The sequence below is a fragment of the Enterobacter sp. Taxon_2 genome (assembly GCF_058355295.1).
Genome location: NZ_CM178024.1, coordinates 2587153 through 2611844, shown reverse-complemented (window position 1 = coordinate 2611844; position 24692 = coordinate 2587153). Strand labels below are relative to the sequence as shown.

Below are 24692 nucleotides of genomic sequence, written 5' to 3'. Positions count from 1 at the left end.
TCCTATATAATAAAACTGTCAGGGTTATAACCATGTCTACAGGGAAAACACTGCTCGCCCTTGCGCTGAGCGCGCTGTTACCAGCCGGTGCCGCATGGGCGGCAAACAACGACACGCTTATTTACTGTTCTGAAGCGTCTCCCGAGTCCTTCAACCCGCAAATCGCCAGCTCTGGCCCATCTTTTGTGGCCAGCTCCCAGGTGCTGTATAACCGTCTGATCAATTTTGACCCGGTGAAAAACACTCCGGTGCCGTCGCTGGCGGAGTCCTGGACGATTTCACCGGACGGCAAGACCTATACCTTTACCCTGCGTAAAGGGGTGAAGTTCAACAGCAACAAGTTCTTCAAACCGACGCGCGACTTTAATGCCGATGACGTTATTTTCTCGGTCATGCGTCAGAAAGACCCTAAACACCCGTACCACAACGTGTCGCAGGGCAACTACGAATACTTTAACGATGTGGGTCTCGATAAGCTGATCCAGGACGTTAAAAAGGTCGATGATTACCACGTTCAGTTCACCCTGAGCGAGCCCAACGCCGCGTTCCTGGCCGACTGGGGGATGGATTTCGCCTCGATTCTCTCCGCTGAATACGCCGACGCGATGCTGAAAAAAGGCACACCTGAAAACGTAGACACCTGGCCGATTGGTACCGGGCCTTACGTGCTGCAGCAGTACAAAGTGGATTCGCTGATCCGCTACGTTGCGAACCCGAACTACTGGGAAGGTGAAGTGCCGACGAAGCATCTCATCTTCTCCATTACGCCAAACGTGGAAACCCGCCTGGCGAAGCTGCAGACCAACGAGTGCCAGATTATTCCTGCGCCGTCCCCGGTTCAGTTTGACGCCATCAAGAACAACAAAGACCTGACGCTGCACTCGGTCGATGCGCTGAACGTCGGTTATCTGGCGTTTAACACCGAGAAAAAACCGTTTGATAACGTGCTGGTGCGTCAGGCGCTTAACTACGCGACCGACAAGAAGGCCATCGTTAATGCGGTCTTTATGGGATCGGGCACGGTGGCAAAATCGCCGATCCCGCCAAATATGCTGGGCTTCAATAAAGACCTGAAGGACTACAGCTACGATCCTGAAAAAGCGAAAGCCCTGCTGAAGCAGGCGGGTCTGGAGAAGGGCGCGGAAGTCACGCTGTGGTCAATGCCGGTTCAGCGTCCGTATAACCCGAACTCGCGTCGTATTGCGGAGATGATCCAGAGCGACTGGGCCAAAGTTGGCGTGAAGGCCAAAATTGTCTCCTACGAGTGGGGCGAATATCTCTCCGGAATGCGTAAAGGCGAACATGACTCCGCGCTGTTTGGCTGGATGTCCGACAACGGCGACCCGGACAACTTTGCCGACGTGCTGCTCGGCTGCAACAGCATTAAAACCGGCTCAAACGCCGCGCGCTGGTGCGATAAGGGGTATGATGCCCTGGTGCAAAAAGCGAAGCTGACCAGCAGCCCGGCTGAGCGCGCGAAGCTCTATAGCCAGGCGCAGGAGATCTTCTACCAGCAGGCACCGTGGATCGCACTGGCCAACGGGAAAACGTTCTACGCGACCCGCAGCAATGTGACCGGGTACAGCGTAAGCCTGATGGGCAGCGATTTCTCGAAAGCGAAGCTGAACTGATCGTGTGCCCGGTGGCGCTGCGCTTACCGGGCCTACGGTTCCCCCTGTAGGCCGGGTAAGGCGTAGCCGCCACCCGGCAATTCACAAGGAGTGACAATGTCACATTTAAACGAAGTTATCGCCCGCGTCGATGCCGCCATCGAAGAGAGCGTGATTACCCACATGAACGAGCTGCTGATTGAATTAAGCGATGATGCTGAGCTCAGCCGTGAAGATCGCTACACCCAGCAGCAGCGTCTGCGCACCGCGATTTCGCATCACGGTAAGCAGCATAAAGAAGAGATGGACGCGCGTGAGGAACAGCTGACGAAAGGCGGCACCATACTGTAACGATCAAAACTGGCGTCGCGCCACCAGCCAGGCCCCCACGACCAGCATCACCGCGCCGCACACCGGGCCAATCAGGGCGCGAAGCGGAATACCATGGCTCCTCAGCACGTCCAGCACCAGCCCGCCAATCAGCTGGCTTGCGACCAGCACGGCGATGGTCGTCGCCGCGCCAACGTTCTGATAGCCGCTAATGCTGGCAAACACGAAAAACGACCCCAGCAGCCCCGGGATAAGCGTCCACCAGCGCACCGTTGCGGCCAGCTCGCTGAATCCCGCGACGCCCTGTTTCAGCAGCAGAATGCTGACAAACAGCACAATGCCGACCAGCGAATTCAGCAGCATCGCGATGAGAATGGTGGAGGAGGACTGGGTGATACGCACCATCAGGGTGTTTTGTACCACCAGACCGATCCCCGCCGCCACCAGAAATGCCAGCGTCAGTGACTGATTCATGGGATAGCGTCCGGATCGCTGCGCTCGTCCAGCTGCAGCTGCATAAAGGTTAAGTCCAGCCAGCGGCCAAACTTGGTTCCCACCTGCGGCATTTGTCCGGTCGTCACAAAGCCGAGCGTCTCATGGAGATGAATCGAGGCATGGTTTTGCGCTTCAATGCCGGCCACCATCACGTGTTTACCGATGGCGCGGGCCTCGTTAATCAGCGCCTTCATCAGCGTGCGGCCAATCCCTTTACCCTGATGGGCCGGATGAACGTAGACCGAATGCTCAACCGTATGACGAAAACCGTCGAAGGCGCGCCAGTCGCCGAAAGAGGCGTAACCGGTGATGACACCGTCTTCTTCGCTCACCAGAACCGGATAACCCGCCAGCGTGCGCGCCTCAAACCACGCGATTCGGTTATCGGTATCGACGGTTTTATCGTTCCAGATCGCGGCAGTATGCAGCACCGCGTGGTTGTAAATCTCGCCTATCGCAGCGCAGTCTTCTTTGCAGGCATGACGAACGATCATGATGAAGCCTCTGTGTGTTGTTTACTATAGTATTACGTTATCGCCACGATATTACACAACTGTATCCCCCGATCGCTACGGCATAAGCCATATTTTTTTGTTATCAAAAGCCCATTGAAATGCCGTTCATACACTATAGTATGACGTCATGAACACCATAACAGACACGATGAATCAACGGATTAGCGCAAGAATTCGCCTTGAACGCGAGTCTCGCGGATGGTCCCTGAGCGAGCTTGCTGACCGGGCAGGGGTCTCACGCGCGATGATCCACAAGATAGAACGCGGAGACAGTAGCCCGACGGCCACCTTGCTTGCCCGCCTGTCTGGCGCGTTTGGCATCAGCATGTCAACGCTGATTGCCCGGGCCGAAATGCAGGAAGGCAAGCTGCTGCGCCTGGCAAACCAGCCCGTCTGGCGCGATCCGCAGACGCACTACCTCCGCCGTCATGTTTCTCCCCGTACCGATCTACCCATCGACCTGGTTCAGGTTGAACTGCCTGCGGGCAGCGATGTTCCTATGCCTGCATCCTCTTACGCGCTGGCACGTCAGCTTATCTGGCTCCAGTCCGGTGAGCTGGTGTTCCAGGAGGGCGATACGCGCCACGAGATGCACGCCGGAGACTGTCTCGAGCTGGGGCCGCCGAATGACTGCCGGTTCATCAACGAGACGAATGAAACCTGCATCTATCTGGTTGTACGACTCAACCAGTCTGGCTCGTAATGCTAATGCGATAACGCCGATCGTGAGCCAGGCTGTAATGACATTTGTACCAGAAGGAGATCCTGATGAACCAACCTGTTTCGCAAAATCGCCGCTGGGTACTGGCCTCTCGTCCACAGGGTGCGCCGGTCGCGGACAATTTTCGTCTGGAAACGCAGCCTGTTCCGGCACCGGGTGCGGGGCAGCTTTTGCTGCGTACCGTCTGGCTGTCGCTGGACCCTTATATGCGGGGTCGCATGAGCGACGCGCCATCCTATTCACCGCCGGTTGAGATCGGTGCTGTGATGGTGGGGGGAACGGTCAGCCGCGTTGAGCAGTCAAACCATCCCGACTTCAAAGCTGGCGAATGGGTGCTGGGCTACAGCGGCTGGCAGGAGTATGAACTCTCGGACGGCAGCGGCCTGGTGAAGCTGGGCGAAAATCCGTCTCATCCTTCCTGGGCGTTGGGCGTACTGGGTATGCCGGGCTTTACCGCCTATATGGGGCTGCTGGATATCGGGCAACCGAAAGCGGGTGAAACGCTGGTGGTGGCTGCGGCGACCGGCCCGGTTGGCGCGACAGTAGGGCAGATCGGCAAAATCAAAGGTTGCCGGGTGGTCGGCGTGGCCGGTGGTGAAGAGAAATGCCGCCATGCCGTTGAGGTTCTCGGCTTTGACCTGTGTCTGGATCACCATGCGGCGGATTTTGCCGACCAGCTGAAACATGCCTGTCCGAAAGGTATTGATGTCTATTATGAAAACGTCGGCGGGAAAGTGTTTGACGCCGTTCTGCCGTTACTGAATACCTCTGCGCGCGTGCCTGTGTGTGGCCTGGTGAGCGGCTACAATGCGACAGGCTTGCCCGAAGGGCCAGATCGCCTCCCGCTCCTGATGGCGACCATCCTGAAAAAACGCATTCGTATGCAGGGTTTTATCATCGGCCAGGACTACGGGCACCGCATTCATGAGTTCCAGGAGGCGATGGGGCGCTGGGTGCAGGAGGGGAAAATCCACTATCGCGAACAGGTAACGGACGGGCTGGAAAACGCCCCCGAGGCGCTGATTGGCCTGCTGGAAGGACGAAACTTCGGCAAAGTCGTGATTCGCGTCGCGAGTGACAATAAATAAAGAGCACAATGGCGGGGTTTCCCGCCATATTTATTTGTGAAGATACGATATATTGTCTTTAATTACTGGACAGGGTTTTTCGCGCCATCATCCCGGATGAGCCCGAAAACGATAAAAAAATGATGTTTGCTTTTTTTGGCTGTTTTACGTACTTCCCACCACCAGGCATGACGATACAGGATATATCGTACCGGCGCCGTTTTATTAAAACTGGCGTTTAAAAATAGCATTAAGTTTTAGCTACAGGAATTCCACATGCTTGATTTGGATCACTTAGAAAAAGCCCAAAGGGTTAGCCTTACCATGCAGGTTGAACACAGTTTGAAAGGGGCGTTAATTACAGGCTCCCTCAAACCAGGAGCACGACTGATTACGAAAGAGATTGCTGATAAATTAGGCACCAGTATTACGCCGGTCCGCGAAGCGCTGCTACGCCTGGTCTCCTCGGGCGCGCTTCACGCCACGCCAGCGCAGGCATTTCTGGTCCCTGAGGTGACGCTGGAGCGTTATAACGAGATTAACGCCATCAGAAAACAGCTTGAGCCGATGGCGGTTGCTGCTGCATGCCAGAATATGTCAGACGGCAAGCTGGAGGCGTTGCGCAAAATGTCAGAGGCCTTCCATGAGGCTATGCGCAATGGAAACGTTCAGCAGGCATTGCATGCAAATCGCATCTTCCGGTTTACGCTTTATCAATATGCGGAAATGCCTACGCTTAATGCCTTAATTGAACAGTTATGGGTGCGCATCGGACCCTGCATGAACTACCTGCATCAGGAACTTAACGACATTAAAACGTCAACGTATCACTATGATGAGCTTCTTTCAGCCCTTGAGCGGAGAGATGTGGAGGCCAGCCAGAAGGCAATTGATAAGTTGATTGATGAAGCGGATTTTCTTTTACAGCGACAATATTTTAACTGAGAGATTATTTAACAGAGCGACTATATACTGCGCCTAATTATTTATTTGGTGAATAACTCCTGATGGCTTATTGCCATCAGGAGGGTTATTTCATATATAAAATAAACTTTTCTTTTCCTTACTCGAAGCGATAAGAGACCGACAGCCCAACGCCATAGTTACGGCCTGGCGCAGGTTCGTAATAACGGCCGTTGGATTCGTTGACAATAACCGAGCCCGCGTACTCTTTATCGAACAGGTTATCGACACGGCCAAAGACGTCCATTCCCCAGTTGCCGTAGTTAAACTTATACCCGGTATTCAACCCGACTACCGTGTACGACGGCGCTTTCGCGGTGTTTTCGTCGTCGGCCATGATGTCGCTCATGTAACGCACGTCCGTGCCCGCGTACCAGCCTTCCTCCGGCTGCCAGCCAAACGAGGCGAAGCCCATGTTGCGCGCAATCCCCGGCATACGGTTACCGTTACAGTCTGCGTCGCTGCAGACGTTAGTCCGGTAGGTGGCATCCAGGTACGTCCACGCCATCTTCAGCTTCCAGTTCTCAGCGAACTGCTGATCCAGGGAAACTTCCACACCCTGACGGCGTGTTTTCCCGGCATTTTTATAGGTTGTGCGGCCGCCGGAACTGGAGTCCACCACGATCTCATCATCCGTATCGGTGCGGAACAACGCCGCCGTCAGCAGGCCGTTGCCGATGCGGGTTTTGCTGCCCACTTCATAGGTGTTGTTCGTGGATGGCTTCAGGCCAATATTCAGACCACCCTGATTATCCGCACGATAGGAGAGTTCGTTGATGGTTGGCGTTTCAAACCCACGCCCTGCGGCAGCGTAGAGGTTCCACCCGTCAGTCACCGCATACTTAACGGCGCCCGCCGGGAGCCACTTGTGATAGCTCGCGTCACCGCTGTCGTCGCCGTTGCCCGGCGTAACGTAATGGTCGTTGGAATCAAACCAGACCGAACTGTAGCGGACACCCGCATCGACAGAGAGTTTCTGCGTCAGCTGCCAGCTGCTCTGCAGATAAGGATCGACGTTCCACATCAGGTTACGTTCGTCACGACGTTTATCGCCTTTGACGCCGTAGTCCGGCACGCCGTTGCTCATCACAAAGTTCTCGTAGCCGCGACGATCTTCACTCAGGTTTTCGTAGTTCAGGCCGGTGGTAAACGTCACCGGCACCAGCAGCTCGCCACGGTGCGTCCAGCGGGTATCCACGCCCTGATAGTGGCGCTGCATATCAATCACCCCACCGGAGTGGGAAGGTTTCAGCTGCGGCTGATAGGGAATCGACTGGTACTGCGTCATTTCACGCTCACCGGCGTACATCATCACGCTGAGGTCGTCCTGAGCGCTGAGCTGGCGATCGTAGCGCAGGCCGGCCTGGGTCTGTTTGATGGTCTTACGGGTGTTGTACTGATCGCCACGCGGAGACTGACGCGGATTATTCTGCCACTCCTGATAGCTCAGTCCGCCCGGATCGTTGGCCTTCATGTCTACGCTGTTGAAGATTAGCGTCAGCTTGCTGACGTCATCAATACGCACGCCCAGCTTGGCGTTGGCCAGATTCTTCCGCGCGCCGCTGTGGTCGCGATAGCCCTGGGTGGTGAAACGGGTGGTAGAAACGGTGTAGTCCACATCGCCTGCGTGGGTGCCGTCGCCCATCGCACCGGTGGCCTTCATGCCGTAGCGCCAGGTACCGTAACTGCCGTAGTAGCTGCTGGCTTCAATGGTTGGCGGCTGCTGCCCGGTCTGGGTGTTGATGTTAATCACGCCGCCAGAGGCGTTGCCGTACAGGGCAGAGAAGGGGCCGCGCAGCACTTCAACGCTCTCCACGCTGGAGAGATCGATGTTGGAGGTCTGGCCCTGTCCGTCCGGCATGGTGGCAGGGATACCGTCGACGTACATACGGATACCGCGCACGCCAAACGTTGAGCGGGCGCCAAACCCACGCATCGAAAGCTGGAGATCCTGAGCATAGTTCTGGCGGTTCTGAATTTGCAGTCCCGGGACGCTGCCAAGTGATTCAGACAGGTTGATGCGAGGCGCGGCGTGGCGCATGTCATCGCCATTGACGACGCTGACCGCGGCCGGGGTATCCAGCTCCGATACGGTTTGCGGCGTGGCGCTGACGATCATGGTCTGTTCTTCTGCGCTCATAGCGGTGAGCGGCGCGAAAGTAACGGGAACCAGCAGCAGCGGGAGAGAGGCCTTACGGGCAGAAATGATTTTCATGAATAAAACCGGTTGTGGTGTGTAAACGAACCAAATGGAACATGTCCATACATGTTAAAGGTTTTGTAAATGTTTTGAAAACTATAACCGCACATTGCGTTAATGAAAGGTGGTATGGGAAAGAAAAACTCCACATTCAGTTGATTAATGATTACTATTCTCATTATCAAAAGGCGATGCCATGACGTTGCCTGCCGGAAGTGATGTCAGCCCAAACCCCTCTTTTCAGAAAAGGAATTGTTATGTCTTTACGTCATCTGTGCTCGCCGCGTCTGAGCCTGTCACTGTTGTCTGCCACTTTACTGCTTGCCGGGACGTTCCAGGCGCATGCCGCCGAAGAGGTGCTGCGTAAAGCGGTGGGCAAAGGGGCGTATGAAATGGCCGTGAGCCAGCAGGAGAATGCGCTGTGGGTGGCGACCTCGCAAAGCCGCAAAACCGATAAGGGCGGGGTTGTTTACCGTCTTGATCCGGTCACGCTGGACGTGACGCAGGCGATTCACAGCGATCTGAAACCCTTTGGTGCCACTCTCGACAGCGCGACGCAAACCCTGTGGTTTGGCAACACCATCAACGGCGCGGTAACCGCGATTGATGCAAAAACGGGCGACGTAAAAGGGCGTCTGGTGCTGGACGGGCGTCAACGCAGCGAAACCGTCAAACCGCTGCAGCCGCGCCAGCTGGTGGCGGATGACGTGAGCAACACGATTTACATCACCGGTGTCGGCAAAGAGAGCGTGATTTGGGTCGTGGATGGCGCAACGCTGAAGCTGAAAGAGACCATTGCCAATACTGGCACCTACAGCACCGGTCTGGCGCTGGATGCGCAGGCGAAACGTCTTTATACCACGAATGCAGACGGTGAACTGGTGACGATTGATACGGCCAGCAACAAAATTATCAGCCGTAAAAAAGTGCAGGACGACGGGAAAGAGCACTTCTATCTGAACCTGAGCCTCGACGCGGCCGGTCAGCGTGCGTTCCTGACTGATTCAAAACAGCCGGAAGTGCTGGTAGTGAGCCTGAAAGACGGCAGCGTGCTCGAGAAAATCGCCGCGCCGGAATCCCTGGCGGTCCTGTTTAACCCGGCCCGCAACGAAGCCTACGTGACCCACCGTGAAGCCGGCAAGGTGAGCGTGATTGATGCGAAAACGTATAAGGTGACTAAAACGTTCGACACGCCGGTCTACCCGAACAGCCTGGCGCTTTCTGCCGATGGTAAAACGCTGTATGTGACGGTGAAACAGAAGTCGACTCGCCAGCAGGAAGCTACTCAGCCTGACGACGTGATTCGTATTGCGCTGTAAGATGGGAATTGCCCGGAGGCGCTGCGCTTACCGGGCCTACAAAACAATGAAATGTAGGCCGGGTAAGGCGAAGCCGCCACCCGGCTTTTTTATTAACGCGAGGTTTCTTCCACCAGCGGTGCGTCGTGTTTTTCATCGTCGTGATGAACCGGCGCGGTGCTGTGGATCTCGTGAACGCGCTTACGCACGCCGAACCAGCCGGCAATCAGCAGTACCGCCAGCAGCGGAATCGTCGCGATGGTGTAGGTACCGTTCGGATAGTCGAACGCCATCAGCACCAGCACGCTGAACAGGAAGAGCAGGGTAAGCCAGGAGGTCACCGGTGCGCCCGGCATCTTGAAGCTCACATCAGCCGCTTTGCCTTCTTTAATCGCCTTGCGCAGACGCATCTGGCAGACCACGATAAAGCCCCAGGAAGCGATAATCCCCAGTGCAGCCACGTTCAGAACGATCTCAAATACGCGGGACGGCACCAGATAGTTCAGGAACACGCCAAAGACGTAAACCACCAGCGTGGCCAGAATCCCTGCATAGGGAACCTGCTGCTTGCTCATCTTCGACATGAACTTCGGCGCGGAACCGCCCATCGACATGGAGCGCAGGATACGACCGGTAGAGTAAAGGCCGGAGTTCAGGCTGGAGAGCGCCGCCGTCAGGACCACGATGTTCATGATGCTGCCCACGTAAGGCACGCCCAGCTTAGAGAAGAAGGTCACGAACGGACTCTGGCCCGCCTGATAGGCAGTCCATGGCAGCAGCAGAACCAGCAGCACCACGGAACCGACGTAGAACAGACCGATACGCCAGATCACGCTGTTGATGGCTTTTGGCACCATCGTCTGCGGATCTTTACATTCACCTGCCGCGGTGCCCACCAGTTCGATAGAGGCGAAGGCGAACACGACGCCCTGAACCAGTACCAGCGCAGGCAGCAGACCGTGCGGGAAGAATCCGCCGTTATCGGTTATCAGGTGGAAGCCAGTGGCATTGCCATCCAGCGGCTTACCGCTGCCGAGGAAGACGGTACCCACGACCAGGAACACCACGATGGCCAGCACTTTTACCAGCGCAAACCAGAACTCCATTTCCGCGAACCACTTCACGCCGATCATGTTCATGGTGCCGACAATCGCCAGCGCGCCTAGCGCAAACACCCACTGTGGCACATCACCAAACGCGCCCCAGTAGTGCATATACAGCGCAACGGCGGTGATATCGACAATACCTGTCATCGCCCAGTTGACGAAGTACATCCAGCCCGCAACGTAAGCCGCTTTTTCACCGAGGAATTCACGGGCGTAAGAGACGAAGCTTCCGCTGGAAGGGCGATGCAGTACCAGTTCGCCCAGTGCACGAAGAATAAAGAAAGAGAAGATCCCGCACACCAGATAAACCAGGGCGAGAGCCGGGCCAGCCATCTGCAGGCGTGCACCAGCACCTAAAAACAGACCCGTTCCGATAGCGCCGCCGATGGCGATCATTTGAACCTGACGGTTGCCCATCGCTTTGTGGTAGCCCTCTTCGTGAGAGTTCAACCAGCGACGTTTAGCAGCATGATGATCGGCTGCGCTTTTATTGCTTGTTTTCATTGAGTTACCTGTTTGCCTGTCTGAACCATTATCGTGATAGTCCTGCCTGGCAGAACGCAATACAAACGATTGCTTCTGCGCAAACACATGTCGCCTTCCCAGTCATTCTGCGTATGGATAAGGCGAAACATGGCGAGGCATCCTACCTGCAATTCATAAGCGACGCAAAATATAACCGTGCCGAAAGTGATGCACGTCGAAGGAAATCGTGTGGTCAGAGCAGACGGGGATCACAACACGCTGAATCGTGATGAGTTTTTAGTCAAAACAATGGCGAGGTTGATTATTTAATCATCAGATTATCTTAATTATTACCAGATGGTATAAATTTTTGCTGCTGCAGGGCATCGAGAAGTAACCTGAACGCGGTTGTGTGCTGCCGGCGGCTCGGATAATAGAGGTGGTATCCTTCAAACGTGGGGCACCACGATTCAAGGACCCTGACCAGCCGTCCCTGATTCAGAGCGTCCAGAACCGAGGACTCGGGCACGTAGGCTAATCCGAGACCATTCTCCGCGGCGTCGATGCGCTGCGACAGGTTATTCAGCGTAAGCTGTCCGTCAACCCGCACGCGAAGCTCGCGCCCGTCGCGCTCAAATTCCCAGTTATACAATCCCCCTCGGGTGGGCAGGCGGAGATTGATACAACGGTGTTCACCCAGCTGCTCCGGCACGAGCGGCACGCCAAAACGAGCCAGGTAATCCGGGGAGCCGACGACCGCCATGCGCATGTCCGGCGCAATCCGCACCGCAATCATGTCTTTTGCCACCTGTTCACCCAGGCGAACCCCTGCGTCGAAGCGGCCATCTACGATATCTGTCAGGCCATTGTCGACCATCACTTCGACGTTAATGTCAGGATATTGCAGCATAAAAGCCTTCAGGACCGGCCAGAGCACGGCATCCATCGCGTGCTCGCCGGCGACGATGCGGATAGCGCCTGCGGGTTTGTCGCGGGTGCTGCGAAGCGCCGTGAGTTCCTGTTCGATCTCCAGCAGATGCGGGCTGAGGCGCGAAAAAAGCTGCTCACCCGCGGGTGTCGGAACCACGCTGCGGGTTGTGCGGGTTAACAGGCGAACGTCTAATCGCGCCTCAAGCTTGCGCATCGCATGGCTCAGTGCCGATTGCGAGACGCCCAGCTGCGCCGCTGCGCGCGTAAAGCTACGCTCGCGGGCCACCACCATAAAGGAGAGCAGATCGTTGAAATTATCTTTTAGCATCGCGGTTCTATTTATGAGTTTCAGTCATGTGTCCTATCTGATTATGCACCCTAATGCTGCCGAGTGCTTTGCGCTACTGTTAACGCAACAGTCAACGAGGAGCAAAAGATGAAAATTATCCGCAGCGGTTCAATACCTTCAGTACAAGGACCGGAAGCCTGGTTTACCGGGACTGTTCGGATTGACGCACCCTTTCAGGCGACCGAACCTGCCAGCGTCGGCGGGGCAACCGTAACCTTTGAGCCGGGCGCGCGCACGGCCTGGCATACGCATCCCCTGGGACAAACGCTGATTGTGACGCAGGGGCGCGGCTGGTTACAGGAGTGGGGCAAAGAGGCGGAAATCCTGAATCAGGGCGATATCGCCTGGATCCCACCCGGCGTGAAGCACTGGCACGGCGCAAATGCGCAAACGGCGATGACGCATCTTGCCATCGCCGAAGCGGTAAACGGCAGCCCGGTAACATGGCTGGAAAAAGTGACTGACGAGCAGTACCCGAACGGCTAACCGCCAAAAACGGAAATTGCCTGCTGCAGGCGCGTCGTCCGCTGCGTCAGGTGATTCGCGGCGTGAGTGACGTTATCCACCATCCCCGTATTGCTCTGGGTCATTGCGCCGATACGGGAGAGGGAGGCGTTGATCAGCGTCAACGCCTGGGTTTGTTCCTGCGTGGCGTGGCCGATCTCCTTAATCAAGGTGGAAACCTGCAGAACATGGTCGATCATGACCGTCAGCTGTGATTCGGTTTGTACCACCTTCTCCACGCCAGCGTTGACGCTGGCAACGTTTTTCTCGATCAGCGCTTTGATCTCTTTCGCCGCCGTCGCGGAGTGCTGCGCAAGATTGCGCACCTCAGCCGCCACCACGGCAAAACCGCGCCCGGCTTCACCCGCGCGCGCCGCTTCCACGGCGGCATTCAGCGCAAGAATATTGGTCTGGAAGGCAATGCGATCGATAACGCTGATAATATCGACGATCTGGCCGTTATCCTGCGACACGGACTGCATCATACCGATGGTCTCTTTCATCATCGCTTCACCGCAGTGGGCGCTGTCGCTGGTGCGATCCGCCATCTGGATCGCTTCATTCGCGGTTTCTGCCGTCTGCTTCACCGCGCTGGCGATCTCTTCCACCGCAGATGCGGTTTGCTGCAGAAAGTCTGCGGTTTCTTCAGAGCGCGTTTGCAGCGCCGCACCTTCTTTCGCGACCTGCTGGCTGATGGTGCCAATCCCGCTGATTTGCGCCCCGACATCGTCAACCAGCGAATTCAGGTTCAAACCTGATTGATTCACCAGGCGCATCATCAGCCCGATGTCATCGATCCTGTCAAAATGGTAATAGTCCGTTTTACGTCCTGAAACCACGCGCTGCATCTGTTGAACAATAGATTTTACCGGCCGTGCGATCTGCGCGTGAAGATAACAGGCAAGGGCAGAAAAGAGCAGCACCAGACTCCCCGACTGCACAATTTTATCAGGGAAGAAATACACCGCCAGGCAGGAGAGTAACGCTGTCGTTGCAATACCAAGATGGATTCGTTTACAGGTGCTGAGACATTTAAAAAGCGACATAAAGGAAAATAAACCGCGTCGAACCAACAGTCCTTTATAAAAACGATAATGTTTTAATTCGTTATTACGCACTTTTGCATACAGTTTTTCACTGGCTGCGATCTCTTCCCGTGCGGGGATATTTCGCACCGAAATATAGCCCGTCAGGGATCCACCCTGCCAGACCGGCGTCACGTTGGCCCGCACCCAGTAGTGATCGCCATTATGACGACGGTTCTTCACCAGCCCTGTCCAGGTCTCGCCCTGCTGCAGGGTAAACCACATGTCGCCAAACGCTTCGGCAGGCATGTCGGGATGGCGGATGAGGTTATGCGGCTCACCAAGAAGATGTTCTTCTTTATATCCGCTGGCTTCAATAAAAGCGGAATTAGCATAGGTAATATGACTTTTTGTATCGGTGGTCGACATTAACGTCGAACCATCGTTAAGCAAATACTCGTTTTGTGTAACGGGAGTGTTACGCCTCATGAGTAACTCCATGATGTTGTGCAAGAATAAAAAAACGTCCGGAAAGCACTCCGGCAAGATTAATGAAATTATTTTTATAACTGTCTGCTGCTTATTCTCTCTGAAATTTTGGCTGTCTGAAATACTCGCTACATATTATTTTTAAACGGTTAACGCTATCGAATGTAATAAAAATGAAAATATTTTCAGAGGCGTTTTTGGGAGGCGCTGTAAATAAATGACATAAGCCAAACTGTAAGAGGGAGATCGCTTCCCGGGAAAAATTGTCATGCTGAAATAGCGTTTCGTTAACAGGATGAAAACGCTATGATTTGGTCTCATTTTCGTAAATACAGGGAGGCTGAGGTGAAAATTAACGTCATAGGAACCAGCGGAAGTGGAAAAAGCACGCTGGCGAAGCAGATTGCGACCGAACTGGCTATTCCCTGTATCGAGATGGACAGACTCTACTGGCAGGCTGACTGGCAGGGCACGCCGGACGACGAGTTTCAGGCAAAGCTGGAGCAGGCGCTACAGGCGTCGCCAGACTGGGTGCTGGACGGTAACTACAACCGCACGCGGCCTGTGAAATGGCGCAATGTAGACGTTGTGGTGTGGGTGGATTATGGGTTTATCCGCACCCTCTGGCAGGCCGTCACGCGAGCAATAAAGCGGGCCTGGCATAAGCACGAGCTCTGGCCGGGAACGGGGAATAAAGAGAGTTTCCGGCGCGCGTTCTTCAGCAGAGAATCGATTATCATCTGGACGATTAAAACCTGGCGTAACAACCGCAAGCGCTATGAAGCCGATCTGCAAAACCCGCAATATAGCCATATTCGCTTCGTCCGCATTACCCGTCGGGAGCAGGTGGAAACGCTGATTGCCTCCTTAAAGTCTTATTCTTAGCAGGGTTTTATATATCTGTTTTCCGGCAAACTAAATGTAAATTAATTGTTTCTCAGTGGTGAAATGCGCCTTTAATAATGACGACATGTTAAGTCAAACGAGAACGCAACATGTCATGGCGAATCAGCATTCTGGATAAAAGCCCCATCGCTGAAAACGAAACGGCTGCCGATGCACTGGCGCGTACCCTGGCGCTGGCGCAGCAGGCAGAAAATCTGGGGTATCACCGCTTCTGGATTGCCGAACACCACAACACCCCACAGCTTGCCAGCCCTTCCCCGGAGCTGCTGATTGCCTGGATCCTCGGGCAAACCACGCGCATTCGCGTCGGGTCCGGCGGCGTAATGCTTCAGCACTACAGCCCCTATAAAGTCGCCGAGAATTTTAACGTGCTGGCCGCGCTGGCGCCTGGCCGCGTGGATCTCGGCGTCGGGAAAGCCCCCGGCGGATTACCGCTCTCAACCCGCGCGCTGCAGCAGGGTCTGAATCAACAGGAAAAGGGCAGCTTTGCCGAACAGCTGGCCCAGCTCGACCGCTGGATCCGTCCTGAGCATCACGCTATTGAAGAAGCCGTCCGCGCCACGCCGCTGCCGCCGCTGCCTGCTGAAGGTTTCCTGCTGGGCGCGAGTACCGAAAGCGCGCTGCTGGCCGCCAGGCTCGACTGGCACTTTGTATTTGCCGCACACCTGAACGGTGACCCGGATCTGCTGCGCGAGGTGGTATTGACCTGGCGTGAGAACAGCGCGCGGGACGTGATAGTGGCGGTACAGGCGATTGTCGCGCCGACGCAGGCCGAGGCAGACGCGCTGGCGCAGAAGGTCGAGGTGTGGGGCGTTGAGCTGGCAAACGGGCAGCGCGTCACCGTGGCCAGCGAAGAGCAGGCCTACGCCTTTGCGCGTCAGGCGGGCAGTGAGCCGGTGCGCATTGCACGTCGGGCGCAGTCGCTGCTGGCGGGCACCGCGGAGTCGGTAGTGGAACAGCTCAACGCGCTGCACCAGCAGTGGGGTATTGACGAATTTATCATCGACACGCCGGTAGCGGAGGGAGCAACGCGCGTCGCGTCGCTGCGTCTGCTTGCCGAGGCGCGTCTTAACAGGGAGGTCACCGTATGAGCTTTGGCGAACAGCTGATTGCCTGGCGTCGCGAACTGCACCAGAACCCGGAGCTCTCCGGCCAGGAAGTGGAGACCACGACGCGCCTGCGCCAGTGGCTGACGAATGCCGGGATTACCCCGCAGCCTTACGACCTGTCTACCGGGCTGGTGGCGGAAATCGGCTCGGGCAGCAAACTGATTGCGCTGCGGGCGGATATTGATGCCCTGCCGATTGAAGAGCGCAGCGGCGTGCCGTTTAGCTCGCAGCGTGCAGGCGTAATGCATGCCTGCGGACACGATATCCACACCAGCGTCATCCTCGGTGCCGCGTTAAAGCTGAAAGAGCGAGAGGCCTCGCTTAACGGCCGGGTGCGGATCCTGTTTCAGCCTGCCGAAGAGAACTTTGGCGGTGCGAAGAGCATGGTGCGCGCCGGTGCCCTGCGTGACGTCAGCGCCATCTTCGGCATGCATAACGAGCCCGGCCTGCCGGTCGGTGAGTTCGCTACCCGCGGCGGGCCGTTTTATGCCAACGTCGACCGCTTTGTGATCCGCATTACCGGTAAGGGCGCGCACGCCGCGCGTCCGCACGAAGGCAACGACGCCATTGTGCTGGCGAGCCAGCTGGTGACGGCGCTGCAAAGCGTCGCCAGCCGCAACGTCAATACGCTGGATTCGGTGGTGCTGAGCGTGACGCGCATTGCGGGCGGTAACACCTGGAACGTGCTGCCGGAAAGCGTCGAGCTGGAAGGCACGCTGCGTACCCATCGCACGGAAGTGCAGCAGAATGTGAAAGCCCGCGTGGGCGAAATCGCTGCCGGGTTTGCCAGCGCCTTCAGCGCGCAGATTGATATCACCTGGTATGCCGGGCCCACCGCGCTGGTGAATGACGAACGCTGGGCCGATTTCGCCACCTCGGTCGCACGGGACGCCGGATACGAAACCCGGCACGCCGAGCTGCATATGGGCGGGGAAGATTTTGCTGTCTATCTGCAGCAGATCCCGGGGGCGTTTGTCAGCATCGGCAGCAACAGCCCGTACGGTTTACATCATCCGGCATTTAATCCGGATGAAGCCTTAATTGAGCCCGCTGCCCGCTATTTTGCACAGCTTGCGGAAAAAGCCCTGCAACACGTTTAATTCTTAAGAGGTGAATATGTCTGCACATCGTCAACTGCGGCTGGGGACCATTTTGCATGGTGCATCCGGAAATATGTCCGCCTGGCGTCACCCTGAGGCCGTCGCCGATGCCAGTATCAATTTTGATTTCGTCAAATCGACGGCGTTAAAGGCGGAGGAGGGCAAACTCGATTTTTTATTCGTTGCCGACGGTCTCTATATAAACGAGAAATCGATCCCGCATTTTTTAAACCGCTTTGAACCGCTGACGGTGTTATCCGCTCTCGCCAGCATCACCTCGCGCCTGGGGCTGGTGGGAACCTTATCCACCTCCTACAGCGAACCCTTCACCACGGCGCGCCAGTTCGCCAGCCTCGACCACCTCAGCAACGGACGCGCGGGCTGGAACGTGGTGACCTCGCCGCTGGAAGGGTCGGCGAAGAACTTTTCCCGCGAAAAACACCCCGAGCATGTGCTGCGCTACCGGATTGCGGATGAGTATCTCGACGTGGTGAAAGGGCTGTGGGATTCCTGGGAAGGTGATGCGTTCGTACGTAATAAAGAGAGCGGGCAATTCTTTGACGCGTCAAAGCTTCACACCCTGGATCATCACGGTGATTTCTTCCAGGTCGCCGGGCCGCTGAATATTGGCCGCACCCCGCAGGGGCGTCCGATTGTCTTTCAGGCCGGGGCGTCGGACGACGGGAAAAAGCTGGCGGCGAAACATGCCGACGCCATTTTCACCCACCACGAGACGCTCGATGAGGCAAAAGCCTTTTACCGCGACGTGAAGCAGCAGCTGGAAACAAACGGTCGCCGCGCGTCTGACTTGCATATATTCCAGGGCGTCAGCGTGATTGTGGGAAAAGACGCCGAAGACGTGGAAAACCAGTACCAGACCACGGCGGCGCTGGTGTCGATTAACGATGCCCTCAATTACCTGGGGCGCTATTTCGAACATCATGATTTCAGCCAGTATCCGCTCGACGAGCCGTTCCCGGATATCGGCGATTTAGGCAAAAACAGCTTCCGCAGTACCACCGATGAAATTAAGCGTAACGCCCGCGAGCGCAGCTTAACCCTGCGTCAGGTAGCCCTTGAAGCTGCATCACCGCGCCCGCGCTTTTCCGGTACGCCAGAAGAGGTGGCTGACGGTCTGCAGGCCTGGTTTGAAGGCTATGCCGCTGACGGCTTCATCATTCAGGGCGGTACGCCGGATACCTTCCCGCGCTTTGTTGACCAGGTGGTGCCCATTCTTCAGGCCCGCGGCCTGTTCCGTACCGACTATCCGGGCACCACGCTGCGCGAAAGCCTGGGTTTAGACCAACCGAAAAACCAGTTCACACAACAATAAAAGAGAACCCCGCTATGCAGAAATCATCGCTTATTCTGGCGCTCGCGCTGGCCTTTACCCCTGCCGTCTGGGCAGAGAATGTGAATATTAACGGCACCGGCGTGAGCATCGAGGCCAATAAAACGCCGGTTAACACTGCCAAAAACAATGATGCGGTGGCACAGCTGCCGAAAGACTATCGCTTTGCCGTGCCGGGGAAATTTACCGTGGCGGTTGCGGGGCTCAATCAACCGCCGCTGACGGTCTTCTCCGACGACAACAAAACGCTGCTGGGAAGCGAGGTTGACGTCGCCCGTCTGGTCGCCGACAGCCTCGGGCTGGAGCTGAACGTGGTGCCGACCTCCTGGGAAGACTGGCCGCTGGGCGTCGCCTCCGGGAAATACGATGCCGCCATCAGCAACATCACCGTCACTAAAGAGCGCAAACAGAAGTTTGACTTTGCCACCTACCGAAAAGATTCCCTCGGGTTCTACGTGAAATCAACCAGCCCGATCAAGTCGCTTGAGAAGGCTGAGGACATCGCCGGGCTGCGGATTATCGTCGGCTCCGGCACCAACCAGGAGGCCATCCTGCTGGCATGGAATGCCGAAAACCTGAAGAAGGGGCTGAAACCCTTTACCCCGATCTACACCAAAGACGATGCGGCACAAACGCTGGCGCTGCAGTCAGGACGCGCGGATGCCTACTTTGGTCCGAACGTGATTGGCGCCTGGAAAGCGGCGCTGAACGGGAAAACCAAACTGGTGGGCAGCGTCGACGGCGGCTGGCCGAAGGCGGCGCACATCGCGGTGACGCTGAAAAAAGGCAGCGGACTGGTTGAGCCGGTGCAAACCGCGCTGAACGGCGTCATCAAAAACGGCGATTACGACAAAGTGCTGAACCGCTGGGGGGAAGGGGTTGAGCGCATTCCTCAGTCCGAAGTGAACCCGGCAGGCCTGGGCGATTAAGGAGGCGTGATGAGCGAACGATTTCGTGATGTTTCACCGGAAGACGCCGAACTTCAGCCCATTATTGAGGGGCTGTTCGGTGAGTATGCGGCCCGCTACGGGGACTACTTCTCTAAAGACGCGGAAGTGGAGCTCACCGAGTGGTATTTAGCGCCGCAGGGGCTGTTTATCGTGCTGGAGCGCGACGGGAAGATTATCGCCACCGGCGCGTACAAACCGTTCGACGAACGCACCGCGGAAATCAAACGCATCTGGACGGACAAAACCCTGCGTCAGCAGGGGCTTGCCGGGCGCGTGGTGCAGGAGCTGGAGCGCAGGGCGGTGCTGGCAGGCTATAGCCAAATCTACCTGACAACCGGCTTTCGTCAGCCGGAAGCGGTCAGGCTCTATCTCAGCCAGGGCTATCAGCCGCAGTTCGATCTGAACCGCGATCCGGAAGAGTACAGCCAGCCGCCGTTTGACGGTCGGCTGCGATTCACCAAAACGCTGGTACGTGAAGCGTTCAGTAAAACCGCATGAGGAACGACGATGAGCAACGTTGAAACCATTAAGGTGGTCCCGGCGCGTTATCCGCTGCGGGCCGTCGGCGCCGCGGTGGCGCTGTTTGTCCTGGCGGTCGTGATTCAGTCCGTGGCCTTTAACCCGCGCTGGGAGTGGGCGGTGTTCGCCCGCTGGTTCTTCGACCCGGTGATCCTCGAAGGTGTCGGACAGACCCTGCTGCTGACGCTGATCGGCACCGCGCTGAGCGTGGTGTTTGGCGGCATGCTGGCCCTGGCGAGACTCTCTTCATCCTGGCTGCTGAGCAGCCTGGCGTGGGCGTACATCTGGCTGTTTCGGTCGCTGCCGCTGATTGTGGTGCTGATCATCCTGTACAACTTTTCCTATCTCTACGACACGCTCTCGCTCGGCGTGCCGTTCACCGGCATCACCTGGGGCAGCTTTGAAACCATCAACGTGCTGGGGCAGTTTTCTACCGCCGTGGTGGGGCTAACCCTGGTGCAGAGCGCCTATACCGCTGAGATCATTCGCGGGGGCTTCCTCGGGGTCGATCACGGGCAGTATGAGGCCGCCGCCGCGCTCGGCCTGCCGGCCTGGCGCCGCACAGTGCGCATCATTTTGCCTCAGGCGCTGCGCACCATTCTGCCGTCGGGGTTCAATGAAATCATCAGCCTCGCCAAGGGCACTGCGATGGTTTACGTCCTGGCGATGCCGGAGCTGTTCTATACCATCCAGATGATCTACAACCGCACGCAGGAGGTGATCCCGCTGCTGATGGTCGGTGCCGCCTGGTACCTGGCGATCACCACCGTCCTGTCCGCTATCCAGTACGGTGTTGAACGCGCACTTGCCCGCAGCGAACGCCGCTCTGCGGTAAATCAGAACCGTGCCGCCCGTCGTACCCGTTCTGTCACCACCACGCCAGCACAGGAGCCTATCCATGCAAGCCTCTCCTGAAGGACATATCTCGATTACCGGCGTCAGCAAATTTTTTGGCCGCCATAAGGCGCTCGACAACGTTTCGCTTGAGATCCAGCCCGGGTCCGTGACGGTCATTCTCGGGCCGTCCGGGTCAGGCAAATCAACCTTGCTGCGCACCATTAATCACCTGGAGCGCGTCGATGAAGGCTTTATTCAGATCGACGGGGATTACATTGGCTACCGTCGTCAGGGAGACAGGCTCTACGAGCTGAAGGAGAAGGAGATCCTCAAACAGCGCGTCAACGTGGGCTATGTGTTCCAGAACTTCAATCTCTTTCCGCATCTCACGGTGCTGGAAAACCTGATTGAGGCGCCCATCGCGCATAAAAAGCTCAGCAAAAAAGAGGCGGTGGAAAGAGCGTACAGCCTGCTGGACGTGGTCGGGCTGCGGGATAAAGCCGATGCCTGGTCCCGCCATCTCTCCGGCGGGCAACAGCAGCGTATTGCCATTGCCCGTGCGCTGGCGTTACGTCCTCGCGTGATGCTGTTTGATGAACCCACCTCGGCGCTGGATCCGGAGCTGGTAGGGGAAGTGCTGGACGTAATCAAAAAACTGGCCCGGTCCGGGACTACGCTGGTGGTGGTCACTCATGAGATCGGCTTTGCCCGGGAAGTGGCGGATCAGGTGGTGTTTATGGTCGACGGAAAAATTGTCGAGCAGGGAAGCAGTGACGAGGTATTAAACCGTCCGTCACATGCGCGAACGCGCCAGTTTCTGTCCAAAGTCTTATAAGGAGTGCCAATGAAATACGGACTTCTGGCGGGGCTGGTCTTCACGACGGCGAGCCACGCCAGCATCGATCTGAAAGCCAACGAGCAGCCGCTGCCGGTGACGGTGGATCGGCAGGCCGTGGCGAAGATCCCCGCCAGTTACAAATTCGTGGAGCCGGGTACGCTGACGGTCGCCGTCTCAATGCTGAACTCCCCGCCGCTGGCGCTGCTGGCCAGCGATAACCGTACGCGCATTGGCAGCGACCCGGATATCGCCCGCCTGCTGGCGGGCAGCCTGGGGCTGAAGTTGAAGCTGGTGCCGACGGCGTGGGAAGACTGGCCGCTGGGGATCGCCTCCGGGCGCTACGACGTGGCGCTGGTGAACATTGCGGTGACCGAACAGCGTAAAGAGAAGTTTGATTTTGCGACCTACCGCGTCGACTCGCTGGCGTTTTCGGTGAAATCCACGAGCGAGATCCAGTCAATCAAAAGCGCGGAAGATCTGGCCGGGAAAAGGGTGATTGTCGGCTCCGGTACGAATCAGGAACGCATTCTGCTGGGCTGGAACGAAGAGAATAAAAAGGCGGGGCGCGAGCCTGCGCTGCCGGTTTATCTCCACGATGATGCTTCGGGCAATCTCTATATCCAGTCCGGCAGGGCGGATGTGTTCTTTGGCCCTCAGTCGGTTTCAGCCTATAAAGCGGCGCTCACAGGTAAAACCCGCGTGGTCGGTTTAGGGCCGAAAAAAGCCTATGTCGCGACCACGACCAAAAAAGGCAATGAGCTGGTGTACGCGTTACAGGCGGCGCTGGACGGCGCGATCAAGCGGGGAGATTACCAGAAGGTACTGGCGCGCTGGGGCGAGCAGGGGGAAGCGGTGGCACAGTCGGAGGTCAACCCGCCTGGGATAACCTACTAATGGTGCTCTACACTTAGGATTTTCACTCCTGAGGGGGCAACATGATTAAACTCTATGGCGTACCCGGCTGGGGCTCGGCGATCGGTGAAGTGATGCTGACCCTGGCTGATATCCCTTATCAATTTATCAACGTGGACGGGTTTGACCAGCCCGGCCCGCAGCGTGAGCTGCTGCAAAAGCTCAACCCGCTGTGTCAGGTGCCGACGCTGGCGCTGGAAAATGGTGCCATCATGACCGAAACGGCGGCGATTGCCCTGATGGTGCTCGACAGATGTCCCGACCTTGCTCCGCCCGTGGGGCAGGCCGAACGCCAGCAGTTTCAGCGTCTGCTGATCTGGTTTGTGGCCAACGTCTATCCCACATTTACGTATGCAGACTATCCCGAACGCTGGGTGCCGGATGCGCCGGAACAGCTGCAGAAAAACTGCATCGCATACCGGAAATCCCTCTATTTGTGGTTCGAAAGTCAGCTTAAGGCCGCCCCGTTTGCGCTGGGGGAACGGCTGACGCTGCTGGATGTGTATATTGCGGTGGCGCGCACCTGGGGGCCTCGTCATGCCTGGTTTGCCGAAAACACCCCTAAATTCACGGCAATTGCGGACACCGTATGTCAGCTACCGGAACTGCACAAGGTGTTAAAGGCAAACAATATTATCTGATAACGTGTAACCCACATTCACAACCGGAAGCCTGCACATGCCACACGTAGATATCAAATGTTTTCCCCGTGATTTGAACGACGAACAAAAAACGGCCCTGGCGGCGGATATTGCCGACGTGATTATTCGCCATTTCAACAGCAAAGACAGTTCCGTGTCGGTTGCGTTGAATCAGATCGCCCCTGAAGACTGGAAGGCGCAGGTCTGGGATACCGAAATTGGACCGAAGCTGGAGGAGCTCATTAAGAAGCCCGGGTATTCGATGTAGGATCTTCTGCCGGGGAACGGATAAGTTTTCCCCGGCTCGTCTTCCCGTTTTTCGCAAAAATCGATAAAAATACGTTTTGTCTTATCCGCTACACTTAACGTTTCTGGCTGACACATTATTAATCCTTAGGAAAGATCTTCAACAGAATCAATTAAGGACAGACACGTTAAAGGATAATTTTCTGATGACAAAATTACCCCGTTTTTCATTCGCCTTTCTTCATCCCCGTTACTGGCTAAGCTGGGCCGGCATTGCCGCGCTGTGGCTCATCATGCTGCTCCCTTATCCGCTTCTGTTCAGAATCGGTCATGGCCTTGGTCGACTGGCGATGCGCTTGCTTCCCCGCCGCGTCGAAATTGCCCGCCGCAACCTGGAGCTTTGTTTTCCGGAGATGAAAAAGGCGGAGCGAGAGTCATTGCTGCAGCGTAATTTTGAATCGGTAGGAATGGGGGTGATCGAGACCGGGATGGCATGGTTCTGGCCCGAGTGGCGGGTGAAGAAATACTTTACCGTGCGGGGTTATGAGCACATGGAAAAGGCCAGGGCGCAGGGAAAGGGCGTGGTGCTGGTGGGGATGCATTTTCTGACGCTTGAGCTGGGCGCGCGGATATTTGGCATGCTTAACCCCGGTATCGGGGTGTATCGTCCTAATAATAATGCCCTGCTGGACTGGCTTCAGACGCGCGGGCGCCTGCGTTCCAATAAAACCATGCTCGATCGTCATGATTTAAAGGGCATGATCCGCTCGCTGAAGCAAAATGAAATTTTGTGGTACGCCCCGGACCATGACTATGGCAAAACCAATAGCGTATTTGTGCCGTTCTTTGCGGTGCCGGATGCCGCGACGACTGCTGGAAGCTATATGCTGGTCAAAAGCGCTAAGCCTGCCGTCATTCCCTTTGTGCCGCGCCGCAAGGCGGATGGTACCGGTTACGAGCTGATCATTCTGGAAGATATCAGCGAGGCGTTGCAGGGCGGCGATAAAGAAGCCGTGGCGACGCAGATGAACAGGGCGATTGAACACGCTGTACGGATGGCGCCAGAACAGTATATGTGGCTGCACCGGCGCTTCAAAACGCGTCCTGAAGGTGTACCTGACCGGTATGACCGCCGCAAGAGCGTGGCACCACGGGGTGATATTCTCTCCGCCAGCGATTTTACTGACCGATCAGGCATACAGCACTAAAGCCTTAG

General features: G+C 56.5%; 23 protein-coding genes and 1 pseudogene. 18 read left to right on the top strand and 6 right to left on the bottom strand.

Annotated features, from left to right (window positions below; all coding sequences use genetic code 11):
- The first annotated feature begins 32 nt into the window (after nt 1-32).
- Both AC4IC4_RS12365 and AC4IC4_RS12360 read left to right on the top strand, forming a co-directional pair.
- A complete protein-coding gene (locus AC4IC4_RS12365) occupies nt 33-1631 on the top strand; it encodes an ABC transporter substrate-binding protein (RefSeq protein WP_157189256.1) in 1599 nt (532 codons plus the stop codon).
- Between the two features lie 96 nt (nt 1632-1727).
- On the top strand, nt 1728-1961 hold the full coding sequence (locus AC4IC4_RS12360) for a YdcY family protein (protein WP_008501298.1): 234 nt from the start codon (nt 1728-1730) through the stop codon (nt 1959-1961).
- Nucleotides 1962-1964: 3 nt separating this feature from the next.
- Here AC4IC4_RS12360 and AC4IC4_RS12355 read toward each other — a convergent pair whose 3' ends face one another.
- Together AC4IC4_RS12355 and AC4IC4_RS12350 are read right to left on the bottom strand one after the other, a co-directional pair.
- Nucleotides 1965-2414 carry a DMT family transporter gene (locus AC4IC4_RS12355; protein WP_008501299.1) on the bottom strand — a complete coding sequence of 150 codons (450 nt, stop codon included), beginning with the start codon at nt 2412-2414 and terminating at the stop codon, nt 1965-1967.
- Nucleotides 2411-2929: a GNAT family N-acetyltransferase gene (locus tag AC4IC4_RS12350; RefSeq protein ID WP_032647470.1), complete on the bottom strand. Its 519-nt coding sequence runs from the start codon at nt 2927-2929 to the stop codon at nt 2411-2413. The genes AC4IC4_RS12355 and AC4IC4_RS12350 overlap by 4 nt, the downstream gene beginning before the upstream one ends.
- A gap of 148 nt (nt 2930-3077) precedes the next feature.
- Here AC4IC4_RS12350 and AC4IC4_RS12345 point away from each other — a divergent pair, with 148 nt between their 5' ends.
- From AC4IC4_RS12345 to AC4IC4_RS12335, 3 genes are all read left to right on the top strand, one after another.
- Nucleotides 3078-3653, top strand: coding sequence for a helix-turn-helix domain-containing protein (locus tag AC4IC4_RS12345; RefSeq protein ID WP_008501301.1), 576 nt, complete (start codon nt 3078-3080; stop codon nt 3651-3653).
- 65 nt (nt 3654-3718) lie between these two features.
- Nucleotides 3719-4759, top strand: coding sequence for an NADPH-dependent curcumin/dihydrocurcumin reductase (curA, locus tag AC4IC4_RS12340; protein ID WP_491471226.1), 1041 nt, complete (start codon nt 3719-3721; stop codon nt 4757-4759).
- Nucleotides 4760-5014: 255 nt separating this feature from the next.
- Nucleotides 5015-5683, top strand: a complete 669-nt coding sequence (locus tag AC4IC4_RS12335; protein ID WP_032647467.1) for a GntR family transcriptional regulator — start codon at nt 5015-5017, stop codon at nt 5681-5683.
- A 118-nt stretch (nt 5684-5801) separates the two neighbouring features.
- Here the strand turns inward: AC4IC4_RS12335 and pqqU are convergent, their stop codons facing one another.
- Nucleotides 5802-7916 (bottom strand): TonB-dependent receptor PqqU, encoded by a 2115-nt coding sequence (gene pqqU, locus AC4IC4_RS12330; RefSeq protein ID WP_491471225.1) that lies wholly within the window; start codon nt 7914-7916, stop codon nt 5802-5804.
- A gap of 242 nt (nt 7917-8158) precedes the next feature.
- On the opposite strand from pqqU, the gene yncE reads away from it, so the two are divergent.
- Nucleotides 8159-9220 (top strand): 7-bladed beta-propeller protein YncE, encoded by a 1062-nt coding sequence (yncE, locus tag AC4IC4_RS12325; protein ID WP_491471224.1) that lies wholly within the window; start codon nt 8159-8161, stop codon nt 9218-9220.
- Nucleotides 9221-9312: 92 nt separating this feature from the next.
- Here the strand turns inward: yncE and ansP are convergent, their stop codons facing one another.
- Together ansP and AC4IC4_RS12315 are read right to left on the bottom strand one after the other, a co-directional pair.
- Nucleotides 9313-10809 carry an L-asparagine permease gene (gene ansP / locus AC4IC4_RS12320; protein ID WP_024909651.1) on the bottom strand — a complete coding sequence of 499 codons (1497 nt, stop codon included), beginning with the start codon at nt 10807-10809 and terminating at the stop codon, nt 9313-9315.
- A 304-nt stretch (nt 10810-11113) separates the two neighbouring features.
- Nucleotides 11114-12028, bottom strand: a complete 915-nt coding sequence (locus AC4IC4_RS12315; protein WP_157189251.1) for a LysR family transcriptional regulator — start codon at nt 12026-12028, stop codon at nt 11114-11116.
- Nucleotides 12029-12136: 108 nt separating this feature from the next.
- On the opposite strand from AC4IC4_RS12315, the gene AC4IC4_RS12310 reads away from it, so the two are divergent.
- Nucleotides 12137-12535: a (R)-mandelonitrile lyase gene (locus tag AC4IC4_RS12310; protein WP_491471223.1), complete on the top strand. Its 399-nt coding sequence runs from the start codon at nt 12137-12139 to the stop codon at nt 12533-12535.
- Here AC4IC4_RS12310 and AC4IC4_RS12305 read toward each other — a convergent pair.
- Nucleotides 12532-14067: a methyl-accepting chemotaxis protein gene (locus AC4IC4_RS12305; protein WP_491471222.1), complete on the bottom strand. Its 1536-nt coding sequence runs from the start codon at nt 14065-14067 to the stop codon at nt 12532-12534. The two genes, AC4IC4_RS12310 and AC4IC4_RS12305, sit on opposite strands and share 4 nt — an antisense overlap.
- Nucleotides 14068-14412: 345 nt before the next feature.
- On the opposite strand from AC4IC4_RS12305, the gene AC4IC4_RS12300 reads away from it, so the two are divergent.
- The 11 genes and pseudogenes from AC4IC4_RS12300 to AC4IC4_RS12250 all read left to right on the top strand — a co-directional run bounded on the left by AC4IC4_RS12300 (nt 14413) and on the right by AC4IC4_RS12250 (nt 24684).
- Nucleotides 14413-14952 (top strand): AAA family ATPase, encoded by a 540-nt coding sequence (locus AC4IC4_RS12300; RefSeq protein ID WP_491471221.1) that lies wholly within the window; start codon nt 14413-14415, stop codon nt 14950-14952.
- Between the two features lie 110 nt (nt 14953-15062).
- Nucleotides 15063-16064 (top strand): LLM class flavin-dependent oxidoreductase, encoded by a 1002-nt coding sequence (locus tag AC4IC4_RS12295; RefSeq protein ID WP_491471220.1) that lies wholly within the window; start codon nt 15063-15065, stop codon nt 16062-16064.
- The gene (locus AC4IC4_RS12290; protein WP_032647454.1) at nt 16061-17182 is read left to right on the top strand and encodes a M20 peptidase aminoacylase family protein; all 1122 of its coding nucleotides are present in this window, start codon (nt 16061-16063) and stop codon (nt 17180-17182) included. The genes AC4IC4_RS12295 and AC4IC4_RS12290 overlap by 4 nt, the downstream gene beginning before the upstream one ends.
- A gap of 16 nt (nt 17183-17198) precedes the next feature.
- Nucleotides 17199-19462: pseudogene (locus AC4IC4_RS12285) on the top strand (NtaA/DmoA family FMN-dependent monooxygenase).
- A gap of 9 nt (nt 19463-19471) precedes the next feature.
- Complete coding sequence (locus AC4IC4_RS12280; protein ID WP_008501765.1) at nt 19472-19981, top strand: GNAT family N-acetyltransferase; 510 nt, start codon at nt 19472-19474, stop codon at nt 19979-19981.
- A 9-nt stretch (nt 19982-19990) separates the two neighbouring features.
- Complete coding sequence (locus AC4IC4_RS12275; RefSeq protein ID WP_023327573.1) at nt 19991-20917, top strand: amino acid ABC transporter permease; 927 nt, start codon at nt 19991-19993, stop codon at nt 20915-20917.
- On the top strand, nt 20901-21674 hold the full coding sequence (locus tag AC4IC4_RS12270) for an amino acid ABC transporter ATP-binding protein (protein ID WP_491471219.1): 774 nt from the start codon (nt 20901-20903) through the stop codon (nt 21672-21674). The genes AC4IC4_RS12275 and AC4IC4_RS12270 overlap by 17 nt, the downstream gene beginning before the upstream one ends.
- A 9-nt stretch (nt 21675-21683) precedes the next feature.
- On the top strand, nt 21684-22571 hold the full coding sequence (locus AC4IC4_RS12265; RefSeq protein ID WP_032647448.1) for an ABC transporter substrate-binding protein: 888 nt from the start codon (nt 21684-21686) through the stop codon (nt 22569-22571).
- Nucleotides 22572-22612: 41 nt separating this feature from the next.
- Nucleotides 22613-23230: a glutathione S-transferase family protein gene (locus AC4IC4_RS12260; RefSeq protein WP_048992013.1), complete on the top strand. Its 618-nt coding sequence runs from the start codon at nt 22613-22615 to the stop codon at nt 23228-23230.
- 37 nt (nt 23231-23267) lie between these two features.
- Nucleotides 23268-23498: a tautomerase PptA gene (gene pptA / locus AC4IC4_RS12255; protein WP_024909599.1), complete on the top strand. Its 231-nt coding sequence runs from the start codon at nt 23268-23270 to the stop codon at nt 23496-23498.
- A gap of 184 nt (nt 23499-23682) precedes the next feature.
- Nucleotides 23683-24684 (top strand): Kdo(2)-lipid IV(A) acyltransferase, encoded by a 1002-nt coding sequence (locus AC4IC4_RS12250; protein ID WP_491471218.1) that lies wholly within the window; start codon nt 23683-23685, stop codon nt 24682-24684.
- Nucleotides 24685-24692: the final 8 nt, after the last annotated feature.

Bases quoted from the DNA above. Each gene is read 5' to 3' on its own strand.
- AC4IC4_RS12365 (WP_157189256.1), top strand. From the start codon at position 33: ATGTCTACAGGGAAAACACTGCTCGCCCTTGCGCTGAGCGCGCTGTTA.
- AC4IC4_RS12360 (WP_008501298.1), top strand. From the start codon at position 1,728: ATGTCACATTTAAACGAAGTTATCGCCCGCGTCGATGCCGCCATCGAA.
- AC4IC4_RS12355 (WP_008501299.1), bottom strand. From the start codon at position 2,414: ATGAATCAGTCACTGACGCTGGCATTTCTGGTGGCGGCGGGGATCGGT.
- AC4IC4_RS12350 (WP_032647470.1), bottom strand. From the start codon at position 2,929: ATGATCGTTCGTCATGCCTGCAAAGAAGACTGCGCTGCGATAGGCGAG.
- AC4IC4_RS12345 (WP_008501301.1), top strand. From the start codon at position 3,078: ATGAACACCATAACAGACACGATGAATCAACGGATTAGCGCAAGAATT.
- curA (WP_491471226.1), top strand. From the start codon at position 3,719: ATGAACCAACCTGTTTCGCAAAATCGCCGCTGGGTACTGGCCTCTCGT.
- AC4IC4_RS12335 (WP_032647467.1), top strand. From the start codon at position 5,015: ATGCTTGATTTGGATCACTTAGAAAAAGCCCAAAGGGTTAGCCTTACC.
- pqqU (WP_491471225.1), bottom strand. From the start codon at position 7,916: ATGAAAATCATTTCTGCCCGTAAGGCCTCTCTCCCGCTGCTGCTGGTT.
- yncE (WP_491471224.1), top strand. From the start codon at position 8,159: ATGTCTTTACGTCATCTGTGCTCGCCGCGTCTGAGCCTGTCACTGTTG.
- ansP (WP_024909651.1), bottom strand. From the start codon at position 10,809: ATGAAAACAAGCAATAAAAGCGCAGCCGATCATCATGCTGCTAAACGT.
- AC4IC4_RS12315 (WP_157189251.1), bottom strand. From the start codon at position 12,028: ATGCTAAAAGATAATTTCAACGATCTGCTCTCCTTTATGGTGGTGGCC.
- AC4IC4_RS12310 (WP_491471223.1), top strand. From the start codon at position 12,137: ATGAAAATTATCCGCAGCGGTTCAATACCTTCAGTACAAGGACCGGAA.
- AC4IC4_RS12305 (WP_491471222.1), bottom strand. From the start codon at position 14,067: ATGAGGCGTAACACTCCCGTTACACAAAACGAGTATTTGCTTAACGAT.
- AC4IC4_RS12295 (WP_491471220.1), top strand. From the start codon at position 15,063: ATGTCATGGCGAATCAGCATTCTGGATAAAAGCCCCATCGCTGAAAAC.
- AC4IC4_RS12290 (WP_032647454.1), top strand. From the start codon at position 16,061: ATGAGCTTTGGCGAACAGCTGATTGCCTGGCGTCGCGAACTGCACCAG.
- AC4IC4_RS12280 (WP_008501765.1), top strand. From the start codon at position 19,472: ATGAGCGAACGATTTCGTGATGTTTCACCGGAAGACGCCGAACTTCAG.
- AC4IC4_RS12275 (WP_023327573.1), top strand. From the start codon at position 19,991: ATGAGCAACGTTGAAACCATTAAGGTGGTCCCGGCGCGTTATCCGCTG.
- AC4IC4_RS12270 (WP_491471219.1), top strand. From the start codon at position 20,901: ATGCAAGCCTCTCCTGAAGGACATATCTCGATTACCGGCGTCAGCAAA.
- AC4IC4_RS12265 (WP_032647448.1), top strand. From the start codon at position 21,684: ATGAAATACGGACTTCTGGCGGGGCTGGTCTTCACGACGGCGAGCCAC.
- AC4IC4_RS12260 (WP_048992013.1), top strand. From the start codon at position 22,613: ATGATTAAACTCTATGGCGTACCCGGCTGGGGCTCGGCGATCGGTGAA.
- pptA (WP_024909599.1), top strand. From the start codon at position 23,268: ATGCCACACGTAGATATCAAATGTTTTCCCCGTGATTTGAACGACGAA.
- AC4IC4_RS12250 (WP_491471218.1), top strand. From the start codon at position 23,683: ATGACAAAATTACCCCGTTTTTCATTCGCCTTTCTTCATCCCCGTTAC.